This is a genomic window from Kitasatospora sp. NPDC094019, assembly GCF_044764505.1.
Classification (GTDB): domain Bacteria; phylum Actinomycetota; class Actinomycetes; order Streptomycetales; family Streptomycetaceae; genus Kitasatospora.
This window is the reverse complement of record NZ_JBIWIF010000006.1, coordinates 432,661-444,438: the sequence shown is the minus strand read 5'-3', so window position 1 is coordinate 444,438 and position 11,778 is coordinate 432,661. Positions and strand designations below refer to the sequence as shown.

Annotated in this window: 11 protein-coding genes and 1 tRNA gene; 6 read left to right on the top strand and 6 right to left on the bottom strand. The window is 74.0% G+C overall.

The annotated features are described in order from the left end of the window. Window positions 1–7 precede the first annotated feature (7 nt). From ACIQ9P_RS16840 to ACIQ9P_RS16830, 3 genes are all read right to left on the bottom strand, one after another. On the bottom strand, window positions 8–787 hold the full coding sequence (locus tag ACIQ9P_RS16840; RefSeq protein WP_402355646.1) for an NDP-sugar synthase: 780 nt from the start codon (window positions 785–787) through the stop codon (window positions 8–10). Between the two features lie 162 nt (window positions 788–949). Then, complete coding sequence (locus ACIQ9P_RS16835; RefSeq protein ID WP_402355644.1) at window positions 950–1,393, bottom strand: hypothetical protein; 444 nt, start codon at window positions 1,391–1,393, stop codon at window positions 950–952. Between the two features lie 191 nt (window positions 1,394–1,584). Continuing rightward, complete coding sequence (locus ACIQ9P_RS16830; RefSeq protein WP_402355642.1) at window positions 1,585–2,676, bottom strand: ABC transporter ATP-binding protein; 1,092 nt, start codon at window positions 2,674–2,676, stop codon at window positions 1,585–1,587. A gap of 310 nt (window positions 2,677–2,986) precedes the next feature. Here ACIQ9P_RS16830 and ACIQ9P_RS16825 point away from each other — a divergent pair. After that, window positions 2,987–3,060: transfer RNA gene (locus ACIQ9P_RS16825), tRNA-Thr, on the top strand. A gap of 84 nt (window positions 3,061–3,144) precedes the next feature. Here ACIQ9P_RS16825 and ACIQ9P_RS16820 read toward each other — a convergent pair. Beyond that, window positions 3,145–3,930, bottom strand: a complete 786-nt coding sequence (locus ACIQ9P_RS16820) for a hypothetical protein (RefSeq protein ID WP_402355640.1) — start codon at window positions 3,928–3,930, stop codon at window positions 3,145–3,147. 204 nt (window positions 3,931–4,134) lie between these two features. Here ACIQ9P_RS16820 and ACIQ9P_RS16815 point away from each other — a divergent pair, with 204 nt between their 5' ends. The 3 genes from ACIQ9P_RS16815 to ACIQ9P_RS16805 all read left to right on the top strand — a co-directional run bounded on the left by ACIQ9P_RS16815 (window position 4,135) and on the right by ACIQ9P_RS16805 (window position 6,459). Next, window positions 4,135–5,472, top strand: a complete 1,338-nt coding sequence (locus ACIQ9P_RS16815; protein ID WP_402355638.1) for an MFS transporter — start codon at window positions 4,135–4,137, stop codon at window positions 5,470–5,472. Window positions 5,473–5,524: 52 nt separating this feature from the next. Further along, window positions 5,525–5,761 carry a hypothetical protein gene (locus ACIQ9P_RS16810; RefSeq protein WP_402355636.1) on the top strand — a complete coding sequence of 79 codons (237 nt, stop codon included), beginning with the start codon at window positions 5,525–5,527 and terminating at the stop codon, window positions 5,759–5,761. A 146-nt stretch (window positions 5,762–5,907) separates the two neighbouring features. After that, window positions 5,908–6,459, top strand: coding sequence for a methylated-DNA--[protein]-cysteine S-methyltransferase (locus ACIQ9P_RS16805; RefSeq protein ID WP_402355634.1), 552 nt, complete (start codon window positions 5,908–5,910; stop codon window positions 6,457–6,459). Between the two features lie 28 nt (window positions 6,460–6,487). Here ACIQ9P_RS16805 and ACIQ9P_RS16800 read toward each other — a convergent pair whose 3' ends face one another. Continuing rightward, the gene (locus ACIQ9P_RS16800) at window positions 6,488–7,597 is read right to left on the bottom strand and encodes an ATP-grasp domain-containing protein (protein WP_402355632.1); all 1,110 of its coding nucleotides are present in this window, start codon (window positions 7,595–7,597) and stop codon (window positions 6,488–6,490) included. 360 nt (window positions 7,598–7,957) lie between these two features. Here ACIQ9P_RS16800 and ACIQ9P_RS16795 point away from each other — a divergent pair, with 360 nt between their 5' ends. Continuing rightward, window positions 7,958–9,385, top strand: coding sequence for a family 2B encapsulin nanocompartment shell protein (locus tag ACIQ9P_RS16795; RefSeq protein WP_402355630.1), 1,428 nt, complete (start codon window positions 7,958–7,960; stop codon window positions 9,383–9,385). A gap of 136 nt (window positions 9,386–9,521) precedes the next feature. After that, window positions 9,522–10,571 carry a family 2 encapsulin nanocompartment cargo protein polyprenyl transferase gene (locus ACIQ9P_RS16790; RefSeq protein ID WP_402355628.1) on the top strand — a complete coding sequence of 350 codons (1,050 nt, stop codon included), beginning with the start codon at window positions 9,522–9,524 and terminating at the stop codon, window positions 10,569–10,571. A 76-nt stretch (window positions 10,572–10,647) separates the two neighbouring features. Here the strand turns inward: ACIQ9P_RS16790 and ACIQ9P_RS16785 are convergent, their stop codons facing one another. Then, a complete protein-coding gene (locus tag ACIQ9P_RS16785; RefSeq protein ID WP_402355626.1) occupies window positions 10,648–11,679 on the bottom strand; it encodes an NAD-dependent epimerase/dehydratase family protein in 1,032 nt (343 codons plus the stop codon). Window positions 11,680–11,778: the final 99 nt, after the last annotated feature.

Below are 11,778 nucleotides of genomic sequence, written 5' to 3'. Positions count from 1 at the left end.
CCCCGTCCTACTGCGGCGCGCGGCCGGCGCCCCCGGCGAGCTCCTTGGCGGCCTCGGTGAGGTCCTTGGCGGTGTCGATGGCCCGCCAGTAGACGCCCTGCGGCAGCTGGTAGCCGGCCAGCCGCTTGCTGCGGGCCAGCTGCGGGAAGGTGGTCCGCTCGTGGTCGCCGACGTCCGGCAGCAGCTCGGCGAAGTCCGGTCCGAAGACGTAGAGGCCGGCGTTGATGAGGAACGGCGAGGGCGGGGCCTCGATGAAGTCGAGCACGTTGCCGAACTGGTCGGTCTCCACGGCGCCCCACGGGATCCGCGGCCGGGCCAGCGCGAGCGTCGCGACGGCGTCCCGCTCGTGGTGGAAGGCGGCCATGTCGCGCAGGCTGAACCTGGTCCAGATGTCGCCGTTGGTGGCGTACCAGGGCTCGTCGGGGCGGGGCAGCGCCTTGGCCGCGTACTTGAGGCCGCCGCCCCGGCCGAGCGGCTCGGCCTCGACCACCGTGCGGACCCGCAGCGGCAGTTCGGCCTTGTCGAGCCAGTCCTCCAGCACGTCGGCCAGGTGGCCGCAGGAGATGACCGCGTCGGTGACGCCCTCGGCGGCCAGCCAGGCGAGCTGGTGGCCCAGGATCGGGGTGCCCGTGCCCGGGATCTCGACCAGCGGCTTGGGCCGGTCGTCCGTGTAGGGGCGCAGCCGGGAGCCCTGGCCGCCGGCCAGGATGACGGCCTGCGTCACCGGCACCGGGCCGACGGCGGGAGCGGGCTGGGGGGCGGCCGTGGGGCCGGAGTCAGCGGTCATGGCTGAACAATAGGCGCGCCGGGGCCGGCCGGGCGGCCGTCCGCGGCACCCGGTCGCCGCCGTGGCGCGGTGACGGCCCGTCGCGCCGGACGGGCCGGACGGCGACGGGTTCCCGGGCGGCCCCCAGTGGCTGTCGGTCGATCGGGGCCGCTCCCGGCTCGGTCAGCCCGCCGCGCCGGCGGCGAACGAGCCGTCGCAGACCGCCCGGGCGAAGGTGCGGGCCCGCTGGACGTCGCCCTGGTACTTGCGCACCGCCGCCTTGCCGAGTTCGGTGGCGAGCGAGCTGCAGTAGGGCGTGAGTCCGGGCTGCTCGCGCATCGCGCGCTCCAGCAGGTCGAGCGCGCTGCCCGGGTTGTGGGCCCGCAGCTCGTCCATGAGCGCGACGCGCAGGGCGTCCTGCGGGGCGAGCCCGTCGGACGTCCGGGTGGTGGTGGCGGCCCGGCCGATCCCCGCGCCGTCCCCGCTGGACGCCGCCACGACCTGCTGGTCCAGCGACGTGGGCGGGGCCCACGGGACCCTGGTCACGGCGAGGGTGCCGGTGGTCACCAGGACGACGGGCAGGGTGAGGGCGACGGTCTGGCCGATGCGGCGAACTAGCTGCTTCACGCACAGGAGAGTAGCGGTGGGTGGCGCCCGGATCACCCTTCGTTACACCATCGAGTGACATGGTGTCCCGGTTCGTCCCTTCACCGGGTTGACGAAGTCCTCCGTCGGAGTGGCCCGGAACGACGGGAGCCCCGCCGGACCGGGTGAGGGTCGGACGGGGCTCCGCGCGGCGGGCGGTGGCCCGGCGGGGCTCAGCTGGAGAGGCGGGCGCCGGTGCTGGTCGAGAACACGTGGGTCTCGTTGGCGACGGGCACGACGTGGATCGTCTCGCCGCGGGCCGGGATCTGGCGGCCGTGCACGCGGACGACCAGGTCCTTGTCCTCGCCGCCGATCTTGGTGGTGCCGTAGACGAAGCCGTCCGAGCCGAGCTCCTCGACCACGTTGACGGTGACCGCGACGCCCTCGATGCCGCCGCCGGGGACGATCTCGAAGTGCTCGGGGCGGATGCCGACGGTCACGTTCTTGTCGCTGCCGGCGCCGGCCAGGTCCTCGCGGGAGATGTTGACGACCGAGCCGCCGAACTTCACGCCGCCGTCCACCAGCGGCACCTCGACCAGGTTCATCGCGGGCGAGCCGATGAAGCCGGCCACGAAGAGGTTGGAGGGCCGGTCGTACATGTTGCGCGGGGTGTCGACCTGCTGCAGGACACCGCCCTTGAGGACCGCGACGCGGTCGCCCATGGTGAGCGCCTCGGTCTGGTCGTGGGTCACGTAGACGGTGGTGATGCCCAGGCGGCGCTGCAGGCCGGCGATCTGGGTACGGGTCGAGACGCGGAGCTTGGCGTCCAGGTTGGACAGCGGCTCGTCCATCAGGAAGACCTGGGGCTCGCGGACGATCGCGCGGCCCATCGCGACGCGCTGGCGCTGGCCGCCCGAGAGCGCCTTCGGCTTGCGGTCCAGGTACTCGGTGAGGTCGAGGATCTTGGCGGCCTCTTCGACCTTGGTGCGGATGTCCGACTTGTTGACGCCCGCGATCTTGAGCGCGAAGCCCATGTTCTCCGCGACGGTCATGTGCGGGTACAGCGCGTAGTTCTGGAACACCATCGCGATGTCCCGGTCCTTCGGCGGCAGGTGGGTCACGTCGCGGTCGCCGATGCGGATGGCGCCGCTGTTGACGTCCTCCAGGCCGGCCAGCATGCGGAGGCTGGTGGACTTGCCGCAGCCGGAGGGGCCGACCAGGACGAGGAACTCGCCGTGCTCGATCTCCAGGTCCAGCGCGTCGACCGACGGGGTGGTCGCCCCGGGGTAGACACGGGTCGCCTGGTCGTACGTCACAGAAGCCATGGCTGTGCTCTCCTTCACCGGCAGGAACGTGCCGGACGATCCGAAGTAAAGGGTGGGGGGACACCAGTGCGCCGGTCCCCAGGTGTGGTCTGAACCTCTGTGCGAGACCGGCTCCGGGCGACGCTACCTGCGCGTCCGCCGCTTGTCAGCCCCTCGACGGCCGGATTTCGGCATCGGTTCCATCACGCCCGCCCCGTCCGGCCCGCCACCGCCCGCGCTGCCGCCCGACCCCGGATATCCCCCCACCGCCCGCTCCCCGCCCGGTAGACTGCCCCCGGTGCCGCCGTGATCCGTCGCGGACGGTCACCATGCCTCCTTAGCTCAGCTGGCCAGAGCACCGCTCTTGTAAAGCGTAGGTCGTCGGTTCGAATCCGACAGGGGGCTCCGCAGGCCCTCGACGAAGGCCCCCCGGCGCGCAGCCGGGGGGCCTTCGTCGTTCCCGGGCCCGGGGTCGGGCCCGGCCCGGCGTCAGGGGCGGGGCCGGAGCTGGCGCAGGGTGTGGCCGGGGGCGTGGGCGGTGAACAGTTCGGCGGCGCGCCGGTAGGAGAGGCGGGCGCGGCCGGTGTGGGGGCAGCGGTCGGCGGCGGGGGTGGTGACCGGGGCGCGGCGGTCGGTGAGGAGGAGCGGGCCGGTGGGGCGGCCGGCGAGGTGCGGGGGGAGCAGCCGGGCGGTGCCGGACTGCCAGGTCAGCGCTGGGGCCGGGGGGCGGGTGCGGCGGTGCGGGAGGTCGAGGTCGTCGACGTTCAGGGCCAGCACGGTCTCGACGGGGGCGGCGCTCTCGTGGAGGAGGTGCCAGAGGAGCTGTTCGCGGAGCGGGACGCGGAGGGCGAACAGGGCGCGCAGTCGCTCGGGGGTGAGCGGGGCGGAGTCGTCGGCGGGGTCCGGGAGGGGGCGGGGGCGCAGGCCCTCGGCGGGGTCGGCGGTGATCCAGCCCCGGGCGCGCCACCAGGCGGTGGCGGCGCGCAGGGTGGACAGCTCGCGGTTGAGGGTGCGCGGGTCGGTGTCGGCGGCGCGGCGGTCGACGGCGGCCCGCAGTCGGGCGGCGCAGTCGGGGTGGTCGAGCAGCGCGAGCGGGAGGACGGGCGGTTCGGCCCGGCGACGGTCGGGGCCGGTCGGGGCCGGGCGGTCGGCGAGGGCCCAGGCCCAGGTGCCGAGGGCGATCCGGTAGATCCGGCGGGAGCCGGCGCCCAGCCCGGAGGCGGCCAGGTAGCGGTCGACGGCGACCGCGTACTCGACGGGGGGAGGCTGAGACATCGAGCGCTCTCTTTCCGCAGTAAATCTGCTCCTGCAGGGCAAGGGAAGGATAGCTCCGTGATGCAGTAAACAGCAGGTGGAGAAGGAGAAGTAGGGCTGTTTACTGCGACAGTGGGTCGAGCGGAAAAAATTGATGCTGTTGGACTCAAGTCCTGGCCCGGAAACCCTTGTCCGGCGCGACTCCCGCGAGCAGACTTGCCGCCCATGGCAGTGGACGCGGGAGTACGCCGCACGGGCCGGTCGGCCGTGCTGGGCGAGCGGGATTTCGGATGGTTCTTCGTCGGCTACGCGACCTCGCTGGTCGGCTCCTCCATGGCGCCCGTCGCGGTGGCCTTCGCGGTGCTCGGCGGCGGGGGCGGCGGGACGGAGCTGGGCTGGGTGATGGCCGCCCGGATCCTGCCGATCGTGCTGGTGATGCTGCTCGGCGGGGTGGTCGCCGACCGGCTGGGCAGCCGCCGGGTGATGCTCGCCGCGGAGGTGCTGCGCTGCGCGGTGCAGGGCGTCTTCGCCGGGCTGCTGCTGACCGGGCACCCGCCGCTCGGGGCGATGGTGGCGCTGGTCGCCGTCTGGGGCCTGGGCGAGGGGGTGTTCCTGCCCTCACTGGGCGCGCTGGTGCCCACGCTGGTCCGCCGCAAGGAGCGGTTGTCGGACGCCAACACCCTGCTGGGGCTGGCGCGTTCGGTGTCGACGGTGGCCGGCCCGGCGCTCGCCGGCGTGATCACGGCGGGGTGCGGACCGGGGGTGGTGCTGGCGGTCGACGCGGCGACCTACGGGGTCGGCGCGCTCGCGCTGGCCCGGCTGTCCGTCATTCCGCCCGGTACGACGACCGGCTCGGGCTCGGGCGCGGGCTCGGGCGCGGGCGCGGACGACCGCGAGGACTCGATGCTGGCCGATCTCCGCAACGGCTGGAGCGCGTTCCGCTCCCGGCGCTGGCTCTGGGTGACCACCGTGCAGATGGGGCTGTTCAACCTGCTGGTCTGGGCGCCGTTCCTGGTGCTCGGCCCGCTGACCGCGCAGCGGGAGCTGGGCGGGGCGCGGGCCTGGGGCCTGGTGATGGGCGTGTACGGGGTCGGGGCGGTGCTGGGCGGGCTGTCGATGCTCGGGCGCCGGCCCGGGCGGCCGCTCGCGGTGGCGACGGTGGCGACCCTCGGCTGGGCCCTGCCCTCGGCCTCGCTCGCGGCGGGGCTGCCGCTGGGCTGGACGGTCGCGGCGGCGCTGGTGGCGGGGGCGGGTTCGGCGGTCTGCGGTTCGCTGTACGCGTCGACGCTGCAGCGCTGGGTGCCGGCCGAAGTACTGGCGCGGGTGACGGCGTTCGGCGGGTTGGGCGCCTTCGTGCTGGGGCCGTTGGGCCTGGCGGCGGCGGGTCCGCTGGCCGACCGGGTGGGGGTGGCGGCCGTGCTGGCCTTCGGCGCGGGGTGGCAGCTGTTGGCCGCGGCGGCGGTGCTGGCGGTGCGCGCCGTGCGCCGCCGGGGCTGGGACGACGGGTCGGGGGCCGACGCCGGGGTGGTGGAACCGGCCCGTTCGACGGCGGGTGCCGGGTGAGCCGGGCGGTCGTACCGTGGAGAGGTGCGGGGGCGAACGGAGGAGGCAGACCATGCCCGGTTCTCTCACCATCGGCCACCACGGGGCGGCCGCGTCGCTGGACCACACGGAAGCCGCACGGCTCGCCACCGTCCTGGACGAGCTCGCGTACCTGTTGGAGATCCCGGGGCCGAACCGGATCAACGACGCCCAGCTCGCCGCCCTGTGCGAGGGACGGGCGGCCGACCGGGCCGAGCTGGCGGACTGGTCGCGGACGGTCGCGGCGGAGCTGAAGGGGCGGCGCCCCTGACCGTCACCGTCACCGTGCCGATGGCCGCCGCCGTGCCGGGGCTTCCGCCCGGCCCGCCGTACGATGACGCGCGGGCCGGGTGGCCGGTGCGCGTCCGGACGGACCCGGGCGGCACCGCCGGCGCGGTGGACCGCAGGGGGGAAGACATGGCGGGGAGGACGACGGCGCCGCTGTCCTGGCTGACGGTGGAGACGCCGCTGCCGAGCGGCGCGCTGCACATCGCGGTGACCGCCCGGGGTGTGGCGGCGGTCGGCTACCTCGGCCGGGACGGTGAACTGCCCCGGTGCACCGACGAGTCGAAGATCGCCGCGGTCACCGGCCGGGTCGGCGAGTACCTGGCGGGCCGGCGGCGGGAGCTGGACCTCCCGATCGACTGGAGCCTGAGCTCCGGTCCGCACCGGGAGGTGCTGCGGACGCTGTTCCACCAGGTGCCGTACGGCCGGACCGTCACCTACGGCGAACTCGCCTCGCGCAGCGGCGTGTTCGCCGATGTCGAGGAGCCGGGACTGGCGGCCCGGACGGTCGGGCAGATGATGGCCGCCAACCCCGTCGCCCTGCTGGTGCCCTGCCACCGGGTGGTGGCGGCGGACGGGATCGGCGGCTTCGGCGGCGGCCGGGTCGGCATCGACGTGAAGCGCTGGCTGCTCACCCTGGAGGGCGTGCTGGAGCCGACCCTGGACTGGAACGGCCCGCTCTAGGACCCGCCCCGGGCGGCCGCCCCGGAGGTCAGTGCACCAGTTCGGCTGCCGGGAGGGTCGCGGGGAGGACCGCCGGGATGACGGCCGGCGCGAACGGCGGCAGCCGGTGCGGCAGTACCGGCTGGATGCCGGACACCAGGGTGTACTCGATCCCGGCCGGGTCGCCGGCCCAGTCGGTGTCCGGGCGTTCGCCGAGCGCCAACTGCACCGCGTTCCAGGGGAGGTTGAGCCCGCACAGGCGCAGCTGGTGGAGTCCGCCGGAGGGGCGGGTGTTGACGTCGATGACCACCGGCTCCCCGTGCAGATGGCGGAACTGCACGTTGGACAGGTAGGCCATGCCGGTGGCCTCGACCAGGCGGCGGGCCGGTTCCAGGTAGCGCGGTTCGGTGGTGAAGCTGCGACGGCGCCGGTGCTTGCTGCGGCCGACGGCGGCCAGCAGGGTCCCGTCCAGGTCGGCCAGGCAGTCGACGGACACCTCGGGGCCGTCGAGGTAGGGCATGACCAGCAGGTCGGCAGGGGTGTCGGGGGTCTCGCGGGCGGCCCGGTCGAGCGCGGCGGCCACCTGGTCGACCTGGACCCGGCTGTCCCATCCGGCCAGCCGGTGCAGTCCGAAGGGTTCGCGGGTGAGCAGCCGGAAGCCCTCCCCGCCGGCGCCGGAGGCGGGCTTGAGGCAGGCGGTGAGGCCGGCCGCCTCGATCAGGTCGACGGCGTCGACCAGTTCCCCGGCGGTGCGCACCAGCCACCAGGGCGGGGTGGGCAGGCCGGCGGCGGTCATCGCCGCGTAGCCGTCGGCCTTGCTCTCGAAGGCGGCGATCGCGGTGGCGGGCGGGCAGGCGAGGGCGGTGCCGACGGCCTCGAACTCGTGGCGGTGCAGGGATATCGCGAGCTGGTGCAGCCGGGGCACGAACACGTCGACGCGGTGGCGGGCGCAGTGGTCGAGGGCGTAGGCGACGTAGGCGTCGGGGGTGAGGTCGGCGGGTTCCAGGCCGGCGGTGTCGGCGGCGGCGAGGACGGGGGAGTCGGGGTCGACGTGGGTCGCGTGGATCCGGACCGGTCGGGGGGCCGCGCGCAGCTGTTCGATGAAGAACACGTTCTCGGCGTACGTGCGGTTGAGCCAGACGGTGACGGGGGCGCTCAAGGGGGCTCCCAGGGCAGGGGTGAACGACGTGGAAGGGCTGTGGTTCGGCCGCATTCGTCCTGGCCCCGTGGCCCTTTGAGGTCGCACCCTAGCGGTCTGTCGAACGGGCCCGAACACGGGGTGGGTCCGCCGCGGGTCCGCCGCGCGCCGACCGCGAGGGCGAACCGGAGCATCCTGTTCCGGAACATATGGGATCACTTGATCGATTCAATATCGATCAGACATTCTATTCGTACTATTTTTTCGGGTATTCCGACCACTCGAAAGAGTGATTGCGGCGACCCTCCGAATGGGCCCAACATGATTGTTGCAAGTTGCAAGGCGACACTTCATCGGGTACGGGTACGCGAAGGGCTCCCTATGTCGACCGAAACCAACGTCGGTATTCCTGCACCGGGCGGTGAGGCGCGGACCCGGGACCAGCAGAGTCTCGCGACCGCGGCCGCGCGGAACCTGGCCACGACGACCAAGTCCGCGCCGCAGATGCAGGAGATCAGCCCCCGTTGGCTGCTCAGGACGCTCCCCTGGGTCCAGGTCTCGGGCGGTACCTACCGGGTCAACCGCCGGCTGCGCCACGCCGTCGGCCGCGGCCGGGTGAGCTTCGACCGGACGGGCAGTCGGGCCCGGATCCTGGCGCCGACCCTTCGCGAGGTGCCGGTCCTGCGGGGCTTCCCGGACGACGCGGTGCTGGAGGAGCTGGCCGGGCGCTTCGTCCAACGCGAATTCTCCGCGGGTGAGGTCCTGGTCGCCGCCGGAGCGCCGATCGCCGAGGTCTTCATCATCGCGTACGGGAAGCTCAACCGGTTGGGAACCGGAAAGTACGGCGAGGAGACCGTGGTCGGCACCCTGGCCGACGGCGACCACCTCGGCGACGAGGCGCTCCGGCAGGAGGGCGGGGACTGGCCGTACACCGTCCGGGCGGCCACCGCTGGCACCGTGCTGTCGCTGAGCCGGTCCGACTTCCAGGAGCTCGTCGACCGCTCCGACGCCCTCCAGCTGCAGATCATGGAGTACCTGGAAGGCTTCCAGCAGCCGCAGAACAAGCACGGCGAGGCCGCGATCGGCCTGTCCGCCGGCCACCACGGCGAGTACGAGCTGCCCACCGCCTTCGTGGACTACGAGCTGAAGCCGCGCGAGTACGAGCTCAGCGTCGCGCAGACCGTGCTCAAGGTGCACTCCCGGGTGGCCGACCTCTACAACCAGCCGATGAACCAGACCGAGCACCAGCTCCGGCTGACCGTCGAGGCGCTGCGCGAGCGCCAGGAGCACGAGCTGATCAACAACCCGGAGTTCGGTCTGCTCCGGAACGCCGACCACGAGCAGCGGATCCAGACCCACTCCGGCCCGCCCACCCCGGACGACATGGACGAGCTGCTCAGCCGCCGCCGCGGCACCAAGCTCTTCCTGGCCCACCCGAGGGCCATCGCCGCCATCGGCCGCGAGTGGAACCGGCGCGGCCTGTACCCGGACACCGTCGAGCTGCAGGGCCGCCGGGTCCTCGGCTGGCGCGGGGTGCCGCTCCTCCCGTGCAACAAGATCCCGATCACCGGAGACGGCACCACCTCGATCCTCGCGATGCGTACCGGCGAGGACAACCAGGGTGTCATCGGTCTGCACCAGACCGGAATTCCGGATGAAGTCGAGCCGAGCCTTTCGGTGCGATTCATGGGAATCGACGAGAAGGCGATCATTTCCTATCTGGTGAGCGCCTACTACTCGGCCGCGATCCTGGTGCCGGACGCGGTCGGTGTTCTGGAGAACGTCGACATCGCCCACCGCCAGGACTGACCGGGTCGGCCGGGATCGCGTCGTCCGTCCGGGCGGGGAGCCACCCCCGGTCGGGCGGCGCCCCTGACGATCCCGGTCCGCCGCGGGGCCCGTCCGCCACCGGGCCGGCCCGTCGTACCACCAAGGGGGAGGACCCATGGGAATGTTCACGCTGGAGCGCGACCATCGCGAGGGGCACGAGGCGCGGGACGTCCTCGCGCGCACCCGCGCCCTGGTCGACCCGGTGCTGCGGGCCGCCGTGGACTCGCTGCCCGGCACCATGCGCCGGGTGGCCGGCTACCACTTCGGCTGGTGGGAGGCGGACGGCTCGCCCTCGGCCGCGCCCTCCGGGAAGGCCATCCGGCCCGCCCTGGTGCTGGCCGCCGCCCAGGCCCTGGGCGGGGACCCGGCCAAGGCCACCGCCGCCGCGGCCGCCGTCGAGCTGGTGCACAACTTCACGCTGCTGCACGACGACATCATCGACCGGGACGAGACCAGGCGGCACCGTCCCACCGCCTGGCTGGTGTTCGGCACCACCGAGGCCATCCTGGCCGGCGACGCGATGCACTCGCTGGCCCTGCGACTGCTGGCCGAGGACGGCCACGCGGTGGCGGGCGACGCCGTCCGCCGGCTGGCCGACTGCGTGGTGGAGCTGTGCGAGGGCCAGCAGATCGACTGTGCCTTCGAGCAGCGCAGCGACGTCTCGCTGACCGAGTGCCTGGCGATGGCCGAGGCCAAGACCGGCGCCCTGCTCGGCGCCGCCTGCGCGATGGGCGCCCGGTACGCGGGCGGCTCCGAGGAGGCCGCGCAGGCGCTGGACGGCTTCGGCCGGGAGATCGGCCTGGCCTTCCAGCTGATCGACGACCTGATCGGTATCTGGGGCGATCCCGAGGTCACCGGCAAGCCGGTCGGCGCCGACCTCCTGGTCCGGAAGAAGTCCTTGCCGGTGGTCGCCGCGCTCCGCTCGGGGACGCCCGACGGGGAGCGGCTGGCGGAGCTGTACGCGCTGGAACGGCACCTGACCGCGGAGGAGTTGGCGAGCTGCGCGGCCGCCGTCGAGGGCGCGGGCGGGCGGGCCTGGGCCCAGGGCGAGTCCTGTGAGCGGATGGCGGCGGCGATGGCCCAGCTGGCGCTCGCGGTGCCCGAGCCCTCGGCGGCCGACGAGTTGCTCGCGCTGGCCGAACTGGTCACCCGCCGGACGCACTGAGGCGGGGCGGCGCCGCCGGGGGAGCGGGTACCCCGCTCTCCCCGGGCCGGTCCGGGCCGGTCCGGCCCCGCCGCCGTCAGGCCGACGCGTCCAGCAGCCGCCGTTCCTTCGCCGGCTCGATGCCGTGCGTGATTCGGCCGCGCTTGCGTCCGTCGGGCTCGGTGTCCTCGGCCGGTCCGCGTCCGCGCAGCCAGTCCCAGGTGTCCCGGGCGGTCTCGGCGAAGGGCCGGCAGCGCAGCCCGGCCGCCTCCGCCCGACGGGTGTCGACCTGCCAGGTCCCCGCGGACTCGGCCACGTCGGGCAGCCAGAGCGGCAGTTCGCTCCACGGCTGGACGCTGTCCGGCCCCTCCTTCAGCAACCGCGCGTCCGGGACCCAGACCAGCTCGACGTCCGTGCCGCCGGCCACCGCGGCGCAGCCCGTCAGGAACTCCCCGTAGGTGATCCGGCCGGGCGGTGCCGTGGTGAGGAAGCGCCCGGTGGTGCCCGCCGTCAGCAGGTCCACCCCGAAGGTCGCGAAGTCCCGGACGTCGATCAGCTGCATCGGCCGGCCCGGCTCGCCCGGTGCCAGCACCCGGCCGCCCCGGGCCGTCCGCTCCAGCCACCAGGGCAGTCGGCCGCCCCGCTCGTACGGGCCGATCAGCAGGCCGCTGTTGAGGATCAGCGCGCGGTCGGCGCCGAAGTACTCCAGCACGGCCCGTTCGCAGCCGGCCTTGAGCGCGGCGCTGAACTCCTGCCCGGGCGGGGTGTCGGCGGGGCAGGGGTGCAGCGGCGAGGTCTCGTCGACGGCCCGGGCGGGCCAGTCGGCGAAGGCGTGGACGGAGGAGATCAGCGTGTAGTGGTCGGCCCGGCCGTGCAGCAGTCGGGCCGTGGCGGCGGCCTGGGCGGGCTGCTGGGCCGAGGTGTCGACCACGGCGTCCCACTGCCGCCCCTCGACCAGCCGGGCCAGGTCCTCGGCCGAGTCACGGTCGCCGCGGACGGCCTCGACGCCGGTCAGGTCGGCGGCCGTGCGGCCGCGGTTGAAGGTGGTGACCTGGTGGCCCCGGGTGAGGGCCTCGAAGGCGAACGCCCGTCCCAGGAAGGACGAGCCGCCGAGCAGAAGGATCTTCATACCGGCAAGACTCTCCCGGCCGGTCGCTCCGCATACCGCCGTTCGCCCTGGGCGGAGGCCCGTCCTCCGGCCCCCCGGCCCCGGTCTCTCCGTGTCCGA

What these genes read in the sequence shown, in the direction of transcription:
- ACIQ9P_RS16840 (WP_402355646.1), bottom strand. Translation starts at nt 787, where the DNA reads ATGACCGCTGACTCCGGCCCCACGGCCGCCCCCCAGCCCGCTCCCGCC.
- ACIQ9P_RS16830 (WP_402355642.1), bottom strand. Translation starts at nt 2,676, where the DNA reads ATGGCTTCTGTGACGTACGACCAGGCGACCCGTGTCTACCCCGGGGCG.
- ACIQ9P_RS16820 (WP_402355640.1), bottom strand. Translation starts at nt 3,930, where the DNA reads ATGTCTCAGCCTCCCCCCGTCGAGTACGCGGTCGCCGTCGACCGCTAC.
- ACIQ9P_RS16815 (WP_402355638.1), top strand. Translation starts at nt 4,135, where the DNA reads ATGGCAGTGGACGCGGGAGTACGCCGCACGGGCCGGTCGGCCGTGCTG.
- ACIQ9P_RS16810 (WP_402355636.1), top strand. Translation starts at nt 5,525, where the DNA reads ATGCCCGGTTCTCTCACCATCGGCCACCACGGGGCGGCCGCGTCGCTG.
- ACIQ9P_RS16805 (WP_402355634.1), top strand. Translation starts at nt 5,908, where the DNA reads ATGGCGGGGAGGACGACGGCGCCGCTGTCCTGGCTGACGGTGGAGACG.
- ACIQ9P_RS16795 (WP_402355630.1), top strand. Translation starts at nt 7,958, where the DNA reads ATGTCGACCGAAACCAACGTCGGTATTCCTGCACCGGGCGGTGAGGCG.
- ACIQ9P_RS16790 (WP_402355628.1), top strand. Translation starts at nt 9,522, where the DNA reads ATGGGAATGTTCACGCTGGAGCGCGACCATCGCGAGGGGCACGAGGCG.
- ACIQ9P_RS16785 (WP_402355626.1), bottom strand. Translation starts at nt 11,679, where the DNA reads ATGAAGATCCTTCTGCTCGGCGGCTCGTCCTTCCTGGGACGGGCGTTC.